The 16,565-nt window shown below is 53.4% G+C and carries 18 protein-coding genes; 1 reads left to right on the forward strand and 17 read right to left on the reverse strand.

Annotated features, from left to right (window positions below):
- The coding region (locus F1379_RS30110) for a hypothetical protein (RefSeq protein ID WP_203457185.1) at window positions 1–241 on the forward strand (241 nt) is incomplete at its 5' end.
- 148 nt (window positions 242–389) lie between these two features.
- Here the strand turns inward: F1379_RS30110 and lysS are convergent.
- The 17 genes from lysS to nadA form a co-directional block, all read right to left on the reverse strand.
- A complete protein-coding gene (gene lysS, locus F1379_RS27165; RefSeq protein WP_150275605.1) occupies window positions 390–1,904 on the reverse strand; it encodes a lysine--tRNA ligase in 1,515 nt (504 codons plus the stop codon).
- Window positions 1,905–2,061: 157 nt separating this feature from the next.
- A complete protein-coding gene (greA, locus tag F1379_RS27170) occupies window positions 2,062–2,541 on the reverse strand; it encodes a transcription elongation factor GreA (RefSeq protein WP_150275606.1) in 480 nt (159 codons plus the stop codon).
- A gap of 297 nt (window positions 2,542–2,838) precedes the next feature.
- Window positions 2,839–3,846 carry a tRNA dihydrouridine synthase DusB gene (gene dusB / locus F1379_RS27175; RefSeq protein ID WP_150275607.1) on the reverse strand — a complete coding sequence of 336 codons (1,008 nt, stop codon included), beginning with the start codon at window positions 3,844–3,846 and terminating at the stop codon, window positions 2,839–2,841.
- Between the two features lie 45 nt (window positions 3,847–3,891).
- Window positions 3,892–4,101 (reverse strand): helix-turn-helix domain-containing protein, encoded by a 210-nt coding sequence (locus F1379_RS27180; RefSeq protein WP_150275608.1) that lies wholly within the window; start codon window positions 4,099–4,101, stop codon window positions 3,892–3,894.
- A complete protein-coding gene (gene folK, locus F1379_RS27185) occupies window positions 4,083–4,607 on the reverse strand; it encodes a 2-amino-4-hydroxy-6-hydroxymethyldihydropteridine diphosphokinase (RefSeq protein ID WP_150275609.1) in 525 nt (174 codons plus the stop codon). The genes F1379_RS27180 and folK overlap by 19 nt, the downstream gene beginning before the upstream one ends.
- Window positions 4,608–4,618: 11 nt before the next feature.
- Window positions 4,619–4,981 carry a dihydroneopterin aldolase gene (gene folB, locus F1379_RS27190; RefSeq protein ID WP_150275610.1) on the reverse strand — a complete coding sequence of 121 codons (363 nt, stop codon included), beginning with the start codon at window positions 4,979–4,981 and terminating at the stop codon, window positions 4,619–4,621.
- Between the two features lie 39 nt (window positions 4,982–5,020).
- Window positions 5,021–5,878, reverse strand: a complete 858-nt coding sequence (gene folP / locus F1379_RS27195; protein WP_150275611.1) for a dihydropteroate synthase — start codon at window positions 5,876–5,878, stop codon at window positions 5,021–5,023.
- A complete protein-coding gene (locus F1379_RS27200; protein WP_150275612.1) occupies window positions 5,875–6,756 on the reverse strand; it encodes an aminotransferase class IV in 882 nt (293 codons plus the stop codon). The genes folP and F1379_RS27200 overlap by 4 nt, the downstream gene beginning before the upstream one ends.
- Window positions 6,753–7,334 carry an aminodeoxychorismate/anthranilate synthase component II gene (gene pabA, locus F1379_RS27205; protein ID WP_150275613.1) on the reverse strand — a complete coding sequence of 194 codons (582 nt, stop codon included), beginning with the start codon at window positions 7,332–7,334 and terminating at the stop codon, window positions 6,753–6,755. The genes F1379_RS27200 and pabA overlap by 4 nt, the downstream gene beginning before the upstream one ends.
- Window positions 7,315–8,931, reverse strand: coding sequence for an anthranilate synthase component I family protein (locus F1379_RS27210; protein WP_150275614.1), 1,617 nt, complete (start codon window positions 8,929–8,931; stop codon window positions 7,315–7,317). The genes pabA and F1379_RS27210 overlap by 20 nt, the downstream gene beginning before the upstream one ends.
- Window positions 8,932–9,149: 218 nt before the next feature.
- Entirely contained in the window at window positions 9,150–10,088 is a 939-nt protein-coding gene (gene cysK, locus F1379_RS27215; RefSeq protein ID WP_150275615.1) for a cysteine synthase A, read from the reverse strand.
- Between the two features lie 131 nt (window positions 10,089–10,219).
- Entirely contained in the window at window positions 10,220–11,161 is a 942-nt protein-coding gene (locus tag F1379_RS27220; protein WP_162551299.1) for a peptidyl-prolyl cis-trans isomerase, read from the reverse strand.
- A gap of 11 nt (window positions 11,162–11,172) precedes the next feature.
- Window positions 11,173–12,057, reverse strand: coding sequence for an Hsp33 family molecular chaperone HslO (gene hslO / locus F1379_RS27225; RefSeq protein ID WP_150275617.1), 885 nt, complete (start codon window positions 12,055–12,057; stop codon window positions 11,173–11,175).
- Window positions 12,058–12,100: 43 nt separating this feature from the next.
- Complete coding sequence (locus tag F1379_RS27230; protein ID WP_150275618.1) at window positions 12,101–12,868, reverse strand: type III pantothenate kinase; 768 nt, start codon at window positions 12,866–12,868, stop codon at window positions 12,101–12,103.
- Entirely contained in the window at window positions 12,865–13,740 is an 876-nt protein-coding gene (nadC, locus tag F1379_RS27235) for a carboxylating nicotinate-nucleotide diphosphorylase (protein WP_150275619.1), read from the reverse strand. The genes F1379_RS27230 and nadC overlap by 4 nt, the downstream gene beginning before the upstream one ends.
- Window positions 13,730–15,346, reverse strand: a complete 1,617-nt coding sequence (locus tag F1379_RS27240; protein ID WP_150275620.1) for an L-aspartate oxidase — start codon at window positions 15,344–15,346, stop codon at window positions 13,730–13,732. The genes nadC and F1379_RS27240 overlap by 11 nt, the downstream gene beginning before the upstream one ends.
- 38 nt (window positions 15,347–15,384) lie before the next feature.
- Window positions 15,385–16,323 (reverse strand): quinolinate synthase NadA, encoded by a 939-nt coding sequence (nadA, locus tag F1379_RS27245; RefSeq protein WP_150275621.1) that lies wholly within the window; start codon window positions 16,321–16,323, stop codon window positions 15,385–15,387.
- Between the last annotated feature and the right edge of the window lie 242 nt (window positions 16,324–16,565).

Raw genomic sequence — 16,565 nt, forward strand, 5'->3', positions numbered from 1 at the left:
AATAAATTCTCATTTTGGAATCACCGAAGTGATTTCCGATACTCACTCGTTGTTCAGTTTTCAAAGATCAACATTGTTGCGTTCGATCAATTTCTCATCACCAGCAACTCTTATACTATATCATATCCAACCGATCATTGCAAGCTCTTTTTTAATTTCTTATTTCGAGCAACCATTTGATCTTTCTTGGCCGGAATTAGAATATACCATGTATACAGAATCATTGCAAGTACTTTTTTGAATTTCATGTAACACTAATTATCAAAGTGAAGTTGATTTAACTCTTTAATTCCTGAGTCTCTCAGTATCGCGCTTCTTATTGCCAATAAACAAATTCAAGGAAGCCAGAAGCGGCTTCCTTGATTGATCACTACCGTCAGTACATTGAATTAGTCTTTATTCCGCATATGCGGGAAGAGCAATACGTCGCGGATAGAGGCCGCATTGGTAAGCAGCATAATCAAGCGGTCCACACCAATCCCCAGTCCACCTGTAGGCGGCATACCATATTCCAGAGCACGGATGAAGTCTTCATCCATCTCATGGGCTTCATCGTTACCTTGCTCCTTCTCCTGGAGCTGAGCTTCAAAGCGCTGACGCTGGTCGATCGGATCATTCAGCTCGCTGAAGGCATTGGCATGCTCACGGGCCACGATAAACAGCTCGAACCGGTCTGTAAAGCGCGGATCGTGATCGTTCTTTTTGGCCAGCGGCGAGATTTCGACTGGATGTCCTGTGACAAAGGTAGGCTGAATCAGCGTTTCCTCCACGAACTGTTCAAAGAATGCATTGAGGATGTGGCCAAAGGTCATATGCTTCTCTACCGGAACACGATGCTCCTTAGCCAGGCGATGGGCTTCTTCGTCGGTCATATGCACTCCGAAATCCACTCCGGTTACTTCCTTAACGGCGTCTACCATGGTTACACGGCGCCACCCAGGCTGCAGATTCACCTCACGGCCCTGATAGTTGATCGTTTGTGTGCCGAGCACTTCCTGGGCAATATGGGCGATCATGCTTTCGGTCAGATTCATAATATCCTTATAATCGGCATAGGCTTCATACAGCTCGATCATTGTGAATTCCGGGTTATGGCGCGTGGAAATCCCTTCATTGCGGTATACGCGGCCAATTTCATATACCTTCTCTAATCCGCCCACAATCAGACGCTTCAGATGCAGTTCAATCGCAATCCGCATATACAGCTGCATGTCCAGCGTATTGTGATGCGTGATGAACGGACGCGCAGCAGCCCCGCCGGCAATGGCATGCAGCGTCGGTGTTTCGACTTCAAGATATCCGAGCGAGTCCAGATAACGGCGCATCGACTGGATAATCCGTGAACGGGCAATAAAGGTCTGCTGAACCTCAGGGTTAATAATTAAATCGACATAACGCTGACGATACCGCAGTTCGACATCCTTCAGGCCATGATATTTCTCCGGAAGCGGCAGCAGCGATTTCGACAGCACTTCCAGGTTGCTTACCTTGACGGAGGTTTCACCGGTCTTGGTCTTGAACAGCGTTCCCCGGATACCGACAATGTCGCCCAAGTCAAGGATGGTGAATGCACTGTACTGCTCTTCCGGAATACTGTCCTTGCGCACGTAAATCTGGATTTTGCCGCTCAGATCCTGGATGTGGGCGAAGCTGGCTTTACCCATTACACGTTTAGCCATAATTCGGCCGGCGAGGCTGACTTCCAGCCCCAGTTCCTCCAGCTCATCATGCGTTTGTGCGTCATATTTGGCCAAAAGATCGCCGGCGTTTGCGGTACGCTCATACTTTTTGCCGAACGGATCGATTCCCAGCGCACGCAGCTCGTCCAATTTACCTCTGCGGATTGTCAGCAGCTCACTCAGTTCAGTTTCGGTTGTCTCGACATTGTTGTTTTCTTCGGTCATTTCTTTCATCCTCTCTTAAACCATCCTGCGCATATACACAAGAAGAAACGGCTCCGCCCCTATAGGCAAGGGCAGCCCGTTCCTTTCCTTGGAATATCGGCTTCCGAATCCCGAAAAAAGCTTCCCAAGGGAAGCTTTTTATATTCCTTCTCCGGATTTATTTCATGGTGATGTCTAGAATTTTATATTGAATAACGCCTGCAGGAACACTAACGTCAACAATGGTGCCTACTTTTTTACCGATGATTGCTCTGCCAACCGGGCTTTCATTGGAAATCTTATTGTTCAGCGGATCAGATTCAGCGGTGCCGACAATGGTATATTCCATAATATCGCCGAACTCCAAATCCTCCACTTTAACGGTTACCCCAATGCTGACCACATCTGTGACGATTTCATCGCTGTTAATGATACGGGCATTGCGAAGCATTTTCTCCAGGGTGATGATGCGCCCTTCAATAAAAGCCTGCTCGTTCTTCGCGTCCTCATATTCCGAGTTCTCGCTGATATCTCCGTAACCGATAGCCACCTTAATCCGCTCAGCCACTTCGCGGCGCTTAACGGATTTAAGATTCTCCAGTTCTTCTTCCAGACGCTTAAGTCCGTCCGGCGTAAGGATGACCTCTTTATCACTCATCTCAACCGATTCTCCTGTCGTTTACATTTATTAAAAACACCATACTATATGCGAATCTGGAGGGATAAGAACCCCCCTTGCTGCAGTGCTGCTTATCCTAACGCTGATTTTATACTGAAAAATTATATTGGAACCGCTACAAAATGTCAATGAGACACGGGAAAGCGCCATACACCCGGACATTTTCGCAGACAAAGCGGCTGAAATATCAGCGATTCGACAGTTATCACGGAGATATTTACGCCAAAAAAAGGATGGCTGCGGCAGTCCGCAATCCATCCTTCTGTTCATGAGTCATCATACCGCCGAAAGCGACGCCTCAGCTTCCTCATCGGACTCGTACTGGGCGACATATTCCTCCAATAAACGAACCATACCGTCGCGCTTGGTTTCTTCCATAATGATATCCTTAACGCGGGCTGCACCCTTGAGCCCCTTCAGGTACCAAGCCATATGCTTGCGCATCTCACGGACGGCTACTGCCTCTCCCCTAAGGGCGATCAGACGGTCCATATGCAATATAGCTACTTGGATCTTCTCCGCAGGTCCCGGCTCCGGCATCAGCTCTCCTGTGCTTAAATACTGGACAGTACGGTACAGCATCCACGGATTGCCGAGTGCTCCCCTTCCGATCATCACACCATCACAGCCGGTCTGATCCAGCATGGCCCGGGCATCCTCCGGAGTGGCCACATCGCCGTTCCCGATGACGGGAATCGACACAGCCTCCTTGGCCATCTTGATATATTTCCAGTCTGCATGTCCGGTATAGAGCTGCTCCCGGGTACGGCCATGCACGCTGACCGCCTTGCCGCCGGCACGCTCAACTGCCCGGGCATTCTCTTCGACAAAAATATGCTCGCTATCCCATCCGATCCGCATTTTTACAGTGACTGGTTTCTCGACAGCCTCGACAACGGCCGATACCATTTCATAGATTTTGTCGGGGTTCAGCAGCCAGCGGGCGCCGGCGTCGCATTTGGTCACTTTGGGCACAGGGCAGCCCATGTTGATGTCGATAATATCGGCGTTCGTTTCTTTATCCACGACTTTAGCCGCTTCGACCAGAGACGCCCGGTCCCCTCCAAAAATCTGCAGACTCAGCGGCTTCTCCCGCTCATCCACAAACAGCATTTCGCGGGTCCGGCGATTGCCGTGCAGGATTGCCTTGTCGCTGACCATTTCTGCACAGACCAGTCCGGTGCCGAATTCTTTGGCAATTAATCGGAATGCAGGGTTGCACACGCCGGCCATTGGAGCCAGCACGACCTGATTTTTCATCTCAATATCGCCGATTTTCAGCATGCTTTCACTCCTCTCTTTCAATAATATGAATGATAAAAATTCCGTCTACTCAGACATATCTATAAGCTCAGCAACCGACATATCGAGAACATCCGCAATTTTATTTAAAATTTTATCTTCTAAACGTCGGTTTCCCCTCTCCACCGCCCCAAGCACGGCCAACGAGACCCCGACATAATCCGCTAATTCCTGCTGGGTATAGCCCTTCAGCTTACGAAAGGCCCGGACCCTAAGTCCTATGCGTTTGGTGTCCACAAGCGGATTCCTTCCTTTCCGTCCACATCGTCCACAGCTGTCTGCATCCATTCGCGGAATCCGGAAATCCCCGGCTTTGACGACACCACTTCCTGTAGCGGAACCAGTACAAACGCCCGCTCTCGCATCCTTGGATGCGGCAAGGTGAGCTCCTGCGAGTCGCTGCTGTAGCCTTCAAACCAGAGCAAATCCAAATCCACGGTCCGCGGCCCATAGCGGATATCCCGCACCCGACCCAACTGTGCCTCAATCTCCAGCATCACTTGCAGCAGCACCTCCGGTGCCAGGGTGGTACTCAGCGCCGCCGCCATATTCAGAAACTGCGGCTGATCGAGATAACCGACAGGTTCTGTTTCGTATATCCTGGAACAGCGCAGCACCTGAATGCCTTCCTGCTGCTCCAATCTGTGCAAAGCCTCCCTGAGAGCCCCTTCACGGTTACCCAAATTAGCCCCTAAAGCAATATAAGCCTCTGATGCTGCGTCAGAGGTGGAATGTCTGTTCATCGGACTCTGTCTCACTTTCTCGTTCTGCGCAATTCTACGGTTACTCCCTGAAAATGAACGTCGAACGGAGGATGCGGCTTGGTCAGCTTGACCGTAGCAGCATTGATAATAGTATAAGTGTCCAATACCGCAGATGCAATATGTTCAGCCAGAGCCTCAATCAGCTTGAACGACTTTTTTTCGACAACAGCCTTCACCAGCTCATGAACTTCGGCATAGTTTACCGTCTGTTCCAGGTCATCATTCCTGCCTGCGGCAGACAGATCAAGCTCCAGCTCCAAATCTACATAGAAACGTTGCCCCAGCTTGCGCTCTTCTTCGAATACCCCGTGATACCCGTAATATTCCATGCGGTGCAGTGTCATTTTATCCATATATGGTCAACCGCCTTCTCTTCAATATATAAAAAAAGCTTACCCGTACAACAGCGGAGCGCTTGCATAGAGCATGGCATCGCACATTTGAACCGTGCGCTTAATCTTCGCCACATCGTGCACCCGTACGATCTGGCAGCCTTGGGCAATGCCGAAGGCAACGGTGGCCGCCGTCCCTTCCACTACATCATCTGCCGGAAGGTCAAGAGCGGTGCGGATAAATCTCTTGCGCGAGGTGGCCAGCAGCACCGGATAGCCAAGTCCCGCCAGCTTGTCCAGCAGCATCATTACCTGCAGATTCTCCGTATAGTCTTTGGCAAAGCCGATTCCCGGGTCGAGAATAATGTTCTCATGACGTACGCCGGCGGTCAACGCGAGATTGATGCTCTCCAGAAGGTCGGAGGTCATATCCGAAGCAAGATCGGCGTAATCACGGTTATGCCGGTTATGCATCACAATGAACGGGCAATCGGCCGCGGCCGCAGCGGCAGCCATTGCGGGATCGGCTTTGCCGCCCCAGACATCGTTAATGATATGCGCTCCGGCCTTAAGCGCCTGCCGGGCTACCTCCGCTTTATAGGTATCAACTGACAATGGCAGCTGCGGTGCCGCACGATGAATGCTTTCAATTACTGGCAGGATGCGTTCCAGCTCTTCCTCCGCACTCACCGGCTCATGGCCCGGACGGGTCGATTCCCCGCCGATATCAATAATGTCGGCGCCTTCGGAAGCCATGCGCAGCGCATGTTCCACCGCCTTCTCCGGTTCATTCCAGAGTCCCCCGTCGGAGAACGAATCGGGTGTGACATTGAGAATGCCCATGATCAAAGTCCGTTCACCCAGCACAAGCTCTTGCTCCCCACAGCGGTAGCTGCGTTTATATAGTACCGGTCTCATGTCTTCTTGTTCGTCCTTTCACGGTATAATTCAAGTAATTTGGCAGTTCGGATTCCGCAGTGTCCGCCGCTCACAAGGGTCTTGCTGCCACTATTCCATAAGCCTGTTATAGGTACAAGTTCCTGTATGGAGCTGGTGATGAATATCTCATCGGCGGCTAGAAGTTCCTCCCAGCTGTATAACCCCTCTACAGGCTGCAGCCCCGCTTCAGAGGCAAGCTCCAGCACCATTTCCCGGGTAATGCCCGGGAGAATGCCTGTATTCAGGGAGGGCGTGCACAACAAATCACCGGCGATAAAAAAGACATTGCTGACGATGCCTTCGGCCACATAGCCCTGCCCGGTTAGCATCAACCCTTCCGCACCGAGCCGGGCGGAAGGATAGCCGGCCAATTCACGCTTTGCCATTATATTGTTCATATAATGGAGCGATTTCAGCCGTACTGGACCTTCCGGCGTGTTGCGGGGCAGCTTGAGGAGCTGCAGTCCTTTGCCCTGCGTATATAAATCGCCGGGCAGGCGGGGAAGCTCCTTGATATAGAGCAGATGGTTCGGCTTCGTATAGTCACCTGCCGGCAACCCCAGGACATCCTCGCCTGCTGTCACGGTGTAACGAATATAAGCCTCCTCTAATCCATTGTGCTCCATAACGCTGGCAATCCATTCTTTCAGCGAAGCCTCCGCCGGATGGAAGGGAATCCCCAGCAGCCTGCATCCTTGCTCCAGCCGGGACAGATGGCGGTCTAGCAGGAAGGGCTCACCTCTGTAAGTACGGAAGGTCTCAAACAGCCCCATCCCGTACAAAAAGCCGTGATCCAGGGCGGAAACCACGGCGTTCTTGGACTCGACGACTTGATAGTTTAAGCCTATATAGTTCATGCCGGCTCCCCGGCTCTCCGTTTCAGAAAATTGCGCAGCATCTGATGCCCGTGATCGGTAATGATCGACTCCGGATGGAACTGAACGCCTTCAATCGGGTATTCCTTGTGGCGCAGGCCCATAATCTCTCCTTCGGCTGTCTCTGCCGTAATCTCGAGGCAATCGGGCAGCGTCTCCCGCTCCACAATCAGCGAGTGGTACCGGGTGGCGGTAAACGGTGATTCCAGTCCCTCAAACACGGAGGTACCGTGATGGTGTATCGGAGACGTCTTGCCGTGCATCAGCCGCTCTGCGCGGATGACATTGCCCCCGAAGGCCGCTCCGATGGCCTGATGGCCCAGGCATACGCCAAAGATCGGAATAACGCCCTTGAAATGCTGCAGCAGCTCCAGGCTGATGCCTGCCTCATTCGGGGTGCATGGGCCGGGGGAAATCAGAATATGGTCCGGTGCCAGCGCTTCAATCTCCGAAAGGGTAATCTCGTCGTTGCGGAATACCTTCACTTCTTCCCCCAGCTCCCCCAGATATTGCACCAGGTTAAACGTAAAGGAATCATAATTATCGATGACCAGGATCATAAGCTTGCTCCTCCTTCGCCTGCCGGCGCTTACGCGATTGCTCCAGCTCACTGCAGAGCACCGCCTTCACGACTGCTTTGGCTTTATTATGGCATTCACGGTATTCCCGGTACGGATCGGAATCGATCACAATGCCCGCTCCCGTCTGAATATATCCGGTTCCGTCCTGGACCGCCAGCGTTCGTATAATAATATTTAATTCCATATCGCCGCTGTAGTCAATCCAGCCCAGCGAGCCTGTATAGGGTCCGCGCCGCACCGGTTCCAGCTCCTCGATGATTTCCATCGTCCGCACCTTGGGTGCTCCTGTGATGGTGCCGCCGGGAAACATGGCGGCCATAACATCATACGCATCCTTGCCGGGGGCCATGATGCCCTCCACCTGCGATACGAGATGCATGACATGCGAGTATCGCTCAATGGTCAGCAGCTCCGGCACGCTGACCGTTCCATAGGCGGCGACGCGCCCGATGTCGTTGCGCTCCAGATCGACGAGCATGATATGCTCGGCCGTCTCTTTCTCGCTCCCGCGCAGCTCCGCCTCCATGGCGGCATCCTCCGCGGGAGTGTGGCCCCGGCGCCGGGTGCCGGCGATGGGGCGGGCGCTGATGCGCTGCCCGTGCAGCTTGACCAGCAGCTCGGGCGAGCCGCTGGACAGCGCGAAGCCGGGCGAGCGCAGGAGGCCCATGTAAGGAGAGGGGTTGAGTCGCCGCAACCACTCATACACTTCTTCGGGCGCTGAGCGCAGCGGCGCCTCTTGGCGCAGTGACAGGTTCACCTGGAAGACATCGCCCTGCCGGATGTATTCCTGAACCTCCCGCACGGCCTGCTGGAACTTGTCCGGCGTAAAGGCAGAGGCCATTCCCGGCCATTCGCCGGTGGACTCAGCCGCCATAGCGAGGATGTCTTCCTTCTCTGCCGCCTGTTCATCGTCTATCCGGAAAGAGAGGATGTCCTGCCACACGGCCAGCATCTGCTCCGCCCGCCCTTCAGCAGCCTGATAGAGCCGCTCAAGCTCACCGTCAGCAGCTTCCTCCCGCTGAAGCGGGGCATGCACCGCACAGTACAGTGCATCCTCCAGATGGTCGTAAACCCATAGCTCATCAAACCTCATAAAGAGATAATCGGGAAATCCAGGATCATCTGCTGCCTGGGCAGGCAGCTTCTCAAGCGACCGGACCACATCATAAGCGAGAAAGCCGGCGCAGCCGCCGGTAAACGGTGGCACCTCCTCCTGCTCGGCACGCGGCACACGCAATCCGCTCATCCAGTTCCGCAACACCTCCAGCGGATTTCCGTTCTGCAAGCAAGGCTGCTCTGCTGCTTCTCCGCCAGCTATGCTGCCGGTTACCTCGGCCTGGTTTCCTTTCCCCCTCAGGACGGAGACCGGCGCCAGTCCCATATAGGTATAGCGTCCGCCCTTGCCGCTCTCCAGCAGGACAGAATAAGGTGAAGCCGATGCCCAGGCCCTCGCCCAGGACACCGGCAGCCCGCCCGCCTGGCGTGTCTTTACGATAAAGGGAAGCAGGTCCCAATCTTCCTCTGCCCACTTTTGCCAGTCCTGCTGCGTTGTTATGATCTCCAATGTTAAGGCCATCCTCCTACGTTCGCTTGCTGCAGATTTCGGACACCCTGAATGATACAAATACTGCGGGCCCCGTTCATCGTATTGCCTGTCAGTATACTGTACTTCATAGCGTCTTGAAAAGCCTTCTGTCCTTAGGATAAACAAAAAAACACAAAAGAGCCCCCGACATCCTTAAAATCCGTTAAGGAATCGGAGACTCTATCCATGAAGCGGGCTTAGCCCGTCAATTAGGCCTCAAAGTTATACAGCGGTGTGCTCAGGTAACGTTCGCCGTTACTTGGAATGACGGCAACCACTTTCTTGCCTGCGCCAAGCTCTTTGGCCACCTTCAACGCGGCATATACTGCAGCACCGGAGGAAATACCGGACAATACGCCTTCTTCTTTGGCAACACGGCGCGCAGTTTCGAATGCTTCATCATTCTCGACGTGGATAATTTCGTCATAGATATTCTGGTTCAGAATTTCCGGAACGAAGTTGGCGCCGATACCCTGAATCTTGTGCGGGCCTGGCTTGCCGCCGGCCAGAATTGGCGAAGCAGCAGGCTCTACTGCATAAATCTTAATGTCAGGATACTGGCTCTTCAGCACTTCGCCTGCACCGGAGATCGTGCCGCCCGTTCCGATACCGGCCACGAATGCATCCAGTTGACCGCCGATGGATTCAATAGCCTCCACGATTTCGGGACCGGTCGTTTCGCGGTGGATCTTCAGGTTCGCCGTATTCTTAAATTGATCGGCCAGGAAGAAATCCGGGTTCTCGCTCAGAATTTGCTCGGCCTTCTTCACCGCGCCGTTCATGCCTTCCGATCCCGGAGTCAGGACCAGCTCTGCGCCGTAGGCGCGCAGCAGGTTGCGGCGCTCAAGGCTCATCGTTTCCGGCATAACGATTACGGCTTTATAGCCCTTGGCTGCAGCCACAAGTGCCAGACCGATACCGGTGTTGCCGCTGGTTGCTTCTACAATTGTACCGCCCGGCTTAAGCAGACCTTCCTTCTCCGCCTCTTCGACAATGCTGAGGGCGATGCGGTCCTTAACGCTGGAGCCCGGGTTCTGGTATTCCAGCTTCACATAAATTTCGGCCGAACCTTCCGGAACGATCCGGTTGAGACGAACGAGCGGTGTGCCACCGATCAAATCTGTTACACTGTTGACGACTTTAGCCATGAGCAAAAACCTCCTTGAAATGATAAATGATTGATAATGGGCGCGTAATTTGCAGCTGCGGTACCGCTACGAATGAACCGCCGTTATTATATCCGACTAAAACAGTAGGTTTTCCATTTAAATTCATATTATCAATCTTGCAGGCTGTTGTCAATATCTATCGTCGCATCATATTTCTGGCGCAGCCCGCTTTCGACCTGCTCCAGCGGCGCTGCCTGGTCCAGGGCCAGCTCCCTGCGGACCTCCTCACGGATATCCGCAGGTTCTGGCGGTTCGGGAACAATAATATTCTCTACGCGAAGAATGGTATAATCGTCGCCGGTCTCAAGGGGCCCGGCGATATCGCCGGGGGTTAGCTCAGCCGCAGCCTTAAGCAACTCTTCGGGCCAGAACGGATCATTCTCCTCCACGATACCGATGCTGCCGCCATGCTCCCGGCTCTCTTCATCAATGGATACCTGCCGGGCCAAATCAGCAAAATCCTCACCCTGCTCCAGACGGTCCATCACCAGGTCTGCTTCTTCATAGGTCGCAGTTCGGATGATCGACAGTTGAATCTGCTTCACGGGTGTGAACCGTTCGCTGTTCTCCTCCAGATAAGCGTCGATCTCCGCCTCGCTGATGGTAATGCCTGCGGTAGCCACGGACTGCAGCGTCAGTCGGTAAGCAGCTTCCTCGCGTACCTCCTGACGGGATAGTCCCAGCTCCGATTGCATTTGCGCATAATATTGCTCTTCCGAAGCATAACCGGCCATATTACGCTGAAGCTCCCGGTCAATCTCTTCTTCCGTGAGCCGGATGCCAAGCGCCGCGGCCTCTTTATCGACCACGATATGATTAAGGATGCCCAGAAGCACCTCATCGCCATGCTTTTTCTTTAACTCAAGCGTCCATTCCTCTTCGGTAACAGGCTGTCCGCCGGCAGTGGCAACATCGGGAGATTCGCCTTCCCCCGCATCCTCCTCAAGAGTTGCTACCGTACGCATACTCCAGATCAGCAGCCCCCCGAGCACCAGAGCCGCCGCAGCCAATAGGATCACGGCATTGCGCAGTGCGCGCTCCTGTCTAGTCATCATCATCCGCCCTACGATTTCGCTTGATCCAGGATTACCTGCAATTCGTCCCGATTAAATAGATACCTCTCGTTGCAATAATGGCACACCACTTCGGTCTGCTCATCCTCTTCAATCAAGCGCTCCAGCTCCTGCTGGCCCAGACTGACCAAGGTTTGCTCTACACGTTCGCGGGTACAGGAGCAAGAGAAGCGGATGTCCAGCTCATCCAGTACTGCTGTATCCGGCAGCAGCCGACGCAGCATGTCTTCCGGCTCCAGTCCTTGATCAAGCAGAGTTGTTACCGAGGGCAAAGTACCCAGTGCCCGTTCGATATCCGTAATTTCAGCATCACTCAGGCCCGGGAGCAGCTGAATAATAAAGCCTCCCGCCACCCTTACCGAGTTATCAGGCTCAACCAGCACACCGAGCCCTACCGCTGCCGGCGTCTGTTCCGATGCCGCGAAATAATAGGTGAAGTCATCGCCCAGTTCACCGGATACAATCGGTACACTGCCCCGGTACGGCTCTTTCAGGCCCAGGTCCTTGACCACATCAATGAAGCCCTCCGTCCCTACGGCTCCGGCAACATCCAGCTTGCCCAGACTGTTGCTCGGCAGATGGACATGCGGATTCTGCACATAACCGCGTACTTCTCCGAATGCATTCGCTTCGGCATTAATCCGCCCGACCGGTCCGTTACCCTTGACGGTGATGACCAGCTCTTCCTTTCCTTTGAGCATAGCACCCATCATGGCTGCTGCGGTTACAGTCCGACCCAGAGCCGCTGTTGTCACAGGGTACGTATCATGCCTGCGCCGCAGCTCATCCACAAGTTCTGTTGTACGGACGGCGAACGCTCTCACTCTGCCTTCCAAGGCCGTTCCCCGGACCAGCCGGTCTTTTTTGATTTCCATTGGGCTGCTCGCTCCTCCTGTCTATGCCTTAAGGCTCTATAGTTTATTGGTTCCGGTCATAAATAATACGCAGACCTTCCAGCGTAAGCATGGGGTTAACTTCATCAATGCAATCTGTTTCGCCGGCAATCAACGCGGCCAGTCCGCCGGTGGCAATGACCTTGAGCGATGGTGCATTCATCTCCTGTTTAATCCGTCTTACAATGCCTTCAACCTGCCCGGCATAGCCGAATATAATCCCGGCCTGCATGGCATGCACGGTATTGCGTCCGATGACTTTTTTGGGCTTCTCCAGCTCGATGCGCGGCAGCTTGGAGGCCCGCTGAAACAGTGCTTCCGAGGAAATGCCCAAGCCGGGAACAATTGCTCCCCCCAAATAGTTAGCTGCGGCATCAATGCAATCAAAGGTCGTCGCCGTGCCAAAATCTACAACAACCAGGGGACAGCGGTATTGCTCAATAGCCGCTACAGCATTAACAATCCGGTCAGCGCCTACTTCCCGGGGGTTCTCATACCGCAGGTTGAGTCCGGTCTTGATGCCCGGGCCTACCAGCAGCGGTTCCTTCCCGATATACTTGTTACACATCTCTACAATAACCTGCACCAGCGGCGGAACCACGGAAGAGATAATAATCCCTTCTACATCCTTGAACGAAATGTTGGACATTCCAAGCATATTATGGATCAGCACACCATATTCATCGACAGTCGATTGTCGCGCCGTGCTCAGGCGAAAGTGGTGCAGCAGCTCGCGCTGCCGGTATACACCGAGAACGATGTTGGTATTGCCGATATCGACTGCTAGCATCATACGCCCGGTTCCTCCTTCTTGGCGTTCAAATCCAGACTGATGTCCAGGCTGGCGAAGGAGTACGTCAGGCGTCCCACAGAGATGACATCGACCCCTGATTCGGCTATGGCACGTACCGTTTCCAGAGAAACGTTGCCGGAAGCTTCCGTCTTGACATGCGGCGATTTGGCCTTGATCCGGCTGACAGCCTCTCTCATCAATCCCGGAGACATATTATCGAGCATGATGATATCTGCTCCGGCCGCCAGTGCTTCTTCAACCTGCTCCAGACTTTCCGTCTCGACCTCAATTGTCATCGTATGTGGAATGTTAGCCCGGGCCCGTCCAACGGCCTGACGGATGCCTCCGGCTCCCTTGATATGATTATCCTTAATCATTACGGCATCATATAAGCCAAAACGGTGATTCGCTCCGCCGCCGACCCGTACAGCATATTTCTCCAGCATCCGGTGTCCCGGAGTCGTCTTGCGGGTATCGACCAGGCGTACGGGCAGTCCGTGAAGCTCCTGGACAAAAGATGCTGTGCGCGTAGCCACCCCCGACAAGCGCTGCATCAGATTCAGCGCCAGCCGCTCCCCGGTCAGAATGGAATGGGTGCTGCCCTCCACCTCGGCGATAACGGTACCTTTGGCAATGTGCTGGCCTTCCTGCACACACGCCGTAAACACCAGCGAAGGGTCTACGATTTCAAACACAAGCTCTGCGACGGGAAGTCCGCACACTACTCCGTCTTCCTTGGCGTGGATAATCCCCTTGGATTCATGCCCTTGCGGGATGGTGGTACGGGTCGTAATATCCCCTGATCCCACATCCTCCTGCAGCCAGCCCTTAATCGCTTGAACTAACTCTTCATTATAACCGTTAAATATCATCAATTGATTCCTCCACTATTCCCAGCTCACGGATTTGGAGCAAATGCTTCCGCCATACGTCATCGTCACGCTGCGGATAATCCTCACGATAATGTCCCCCCCGGCTCTCTTCGCGGGCCAATGCCGCCTCGGCAACGAGCAGACAGCAGGTAAGCATGTTGGCAAATTCATATTCCTCGCGTTTGGTCAGGAGCGCTCCAAAGATAGGAAGCTGCCGCTTTAATTCCTCGAGCGCTTTCTGCAGCATCTCTTCATTACGTCGCAGGCCCACATACCGGACCATCACCTTTTGCAGTTTGAGCCTGCGTTCCACAATTGCCTGAGTAGGGGCTTCATTTCGCCCCAGATTGGCCCCTGCGGTAACGTTGCCCAATCCCTGCTGCGGAAGCTGGCGAATGCGTTCGATTGCCCGACGTCCGAAGACAATAGCCTCCGACAGCGAGTTGCTCGCCAGACGGTTGGCTCCCTGAACGCCGGTTGATGAAACCTCGCCGCAGGCGAACAGTCTCGGAATGCTGCTCTCCCCGTTCAGGTCGGTTTTAATGCCTCCCATCATATAATGCGCAGCCGGAGCCACGGGAATCCAATCTGTCGTAATATCCAAACCATAGCTCATGCAAGTCTCATATATGGTCGGAAAGCGGTGCTTAACCATTTCCGCCGATTCATGAGTAATATCCAGATAAACAAAGGTTGATTTCGTCAATTCCATTTCACTGACAATCGCACGCGCTACAATATCGCGCGGCGCCAGCTCCAGCAGCTCATGATACCGCTGCATGAACCGTTCGCCCTCAATATTGCGCAGTACGGCCCCTTCACCGCGCACGGCTTCGGAGATTAGGAAGCGCGGAGCTCCCGGATAGCTGAGTGCTGTCGGATGAAACTGAATAAACTCCATGTCGCGGATATGGGCACCGGCGCGGTATGCAATCGCCACGCCGTCTCCTGTCGCCACCTCTGGATTGGTCGTATACCGGTATAGTTGACCTGCACCGCCGGAGCAAAGAATGGTTGCCCCCGCCTGCAGAAACACCCGCTCTCCGCCCGGACGCTGCACCAGTGCACCGGCACATTCGCCATTCTCTACGATGAGATCAATCACATAATGATCATCCCACACCTCAATATTGCTGTGTGCCGACACCTGCTCAGCTAATGCGCGGACAATTTCGTACCCGGTAGCGTCCCCATTGGCATGAAGAATGCGGCGGTGGCTATGGGCCGCCTCCTGCGTCAGTGCGATCTCGCCATTCTCCTTATCAAACAATGTGCCCAGGCGGATTAAATCTCTAACACCTTCCGGCCCTTCATTAACCAATACCTCTACCGCCGCGTAGGAATTAAGTCCGGCCCCGGCCATCAGGGTATCCTGAAGATGAAACTCTGGAGAATCATCCTCGGCGAATACGGCAGCGATGCCGCCCTGCGCGTAACGGGTATTGCTCTCCATAAGCGACTTCTTGGTAATCAGAACGACTTTCCGTTCTTCACTGGCCTTAATTGCCGTATATAATCCGGCAATGCCTGAACCGATAACAATGCAATCTGTCTGCACCGCTGGAAGCTCGCCGAGATTGAAATCTACCAAATACTGTGGAATCATGACCGCTTTCACCTGTTTCAACGAAAGAGTAGCGCATGCTACCGGACTTGTAGCATGCGCTCTAGGGAGGTTCTGGCTTTGTCGGCGACAGCGGGCGGTACATAAATCTGCGGCTTCATTGTCTCCAGGCATTTAACCAGCTTCTTCAGATTATTGACTTTCATATTAGGGCATACCAGGAATTTGGTAGCGAAATGGAATTCCTTATCCGGACTGTCGAGGCGGAGCTGATAGCCCGTTCCGTCTTCGGTTCCCACAATGAATTGCCGGCGGTCCGATTTCCGGCAATGATCAATGATGGCTGTCGTACTTCCCACAAAGTCGCCCATGGCAACCACCTCAGGGCGGCATTCCGGATGTACTACAAATTCCGCATCCGGATACTTGGCTTTCATTTCAATTACATCTTTGACGGTAAGCATATCGTGGGTATTGCAATACCCTTCCCAGATAATCAGCTTCTTGCCTGTCTTATCCTGTACATATTGCCCGAGATTCTTATCCGGCACCCAGATAATTTCCTCTGCGTCGAGTGATTCTATCACCTTCACGGCATTGGCCGAAGTACAGCAAATGTCCGTTTCTGCTTTAATTTCCGCCGATGAATTGATATAAGTTACGACCTTGGCATTCGGATGTTGAGCCTTCAGCTTGCGCAGCCCGTCGACATTGACCATATCGGCCATCGGGCAACCCGCGCGTTCATCGGGAATGAGCACCGTCTTGTTCGGAGCAAGGATCTTGGCGCTTTCGCCCATAAAATGCACGCCGCAGAATACGATGACTTCCGCATCGGTCTCTGCAGCCTTCTGTGCCAGCAAAAAAGAGTCTCCGCGAAAATCCGCCACTTCCTGAATTTCATCACGCTGATAATAATGAGCCAAAATAATTGCATTCCGTTCCTTTTTGAGCTGTTCAAGGCGCATCCGAAGTTCACGATTCTGTTCCTGCTTGCGCTCAAGCGCCAAAGCTTCCACGGTTCATTCTCCCCCTTAGTTGTTACACGGCCTGCTGCTGATGTTCCTGTTTGTGCGAAGATAATATTTATATAATATTTAATCACTAATTTACACAACGTTCCACCCCCTGTCAATGTAACGGGGAGGGTGAAACCCCCGGCGTCCTATAGCGTTTCGCTGCAGTGGCCGCTGTTTATTCAAGGCACTCTTCGGATTACGGCAATAAAAAAACCGGAGAATCAACGATTCTCCGGTTCATC

This window comes from Paenibacillus tepidiphilus, assembly GCF_008635795.1.
In the GTDB taxonomy this organism is placed as follows: domain Bacteria; phylum Bacillota; class Bacilli; order Paenibacillales; family Paenibacillaceae; genus Paenibacillus_AQ; species Paenibacillus_AQ tepidiphilus.

What these genes read in the sequence shown, in the direction of transcription:
- lysS (WP_150275605.1), bottom strand. Translation starts at nt 1,904, where the DNA reads ATGACCGAAGAAAACAACAATGTCGAGACAACCGAAACTGAACTGAGT.
- greA (WP_150275606.1), bottom strand. Translation starts at nt 2,541, where the DNA reads ATGAGTGATAAAGAGGTCATCCTTACGCCGGACGGACTTAAGCGTCTG.
- dusB (WP_150275607.1), bottom strand. Translation starts at nt 3,846, where the DNA reads ATGCTGAAAATCGGCGATATTGAGATGAAAAATCAGGTCGTGCTGGCT.
- folK (WP_150275609.1), bottom strand. Translation starts at nt 4,607, where the DNA reads ATGAACAGACATTCCACCTCTGACGCAGCATCAGAGGCTTATATTGCT.
- folB (WP_150275610.1), bottom strand. Translation starts at nt 4,981, where the DNA reads ATGGATAAAATGACACTGCACCGCATGGAATATTACGGGTATCACGGG.
- folP (WP_150275611.1), bottom strand. Translation starts at nt 5,878, where the DNA reads ATGAGACCGGTACTATATAAACGCAGCTACCGCTGTGGGGAGCAAGAG.
- F1379_RS27200 (WP_150275612.1), bottom strand. Translation starts at nt 6,756, where the DNA reads ATGAACTATATAGGCTTAAACTATCAAGTCGTCGAGTCCAAGAACGCC.
- pabA (WP_150275613.1), bottom strand. Translation starts at nt 7,334, where the DNA reads ATGATCCTGGTCATCGATAATTATGATTCCTTTACGTTTAACCTGGTG.
- F1379_RS27210 (WP_150275614.1), bottom strand. Translation starts at nt 8,931, where the DNA reads ATGGCCTTAACATTGGAGATCATAACAACGCAGCAGGACTGGCAAAAG.
- cysK (WP_150275615.1), bottom strand. Translation starts at nt 10,088, where the DNA reads ATGGCTAAAGTCGTCAACAGTGTAACAGATTTGATCGGTGGCACACCG.
- F1379_RS27220 (WP_162551299.1), bottom strand. Translation starts at nt 11,161, where the DNA reads ATGACTAGACAGGAGCGCGCACTGCGCAATGCCGTGATCCTATTGGCT.
- hslO (WP_150275617.1), bottom strand. Translation starts at nt 12,057, where the DNA reads ATGGAAATCAAAAAAGACCGGCTGGTCCGGGGAACGGCCTTGGAAGGC.
- F1379_RS27230 (WP_150275618.1), bottom strand. Translation starts at nt 12,868, where the DNA reads ATGATGCTAGCAGTCGATATCGGCAATACCAACATCGTTCTCGGTGTA.
- nadC (WP_150275619.1), bottom strand. Translation starts at nt 13,740, where the DNA reads ATGATATTTAACGGTTATAATGAAGAGTTAGTTCAAGCGATTAAGGGC.
- F1379_RS27240 (WP_150275620.1), bottom strand. Translation starts at nt 15,346, where the DNA reads ATGATTCCACAGTATTTGGTAGATTTCAATCTCGGCGAGCTTCCAGCG.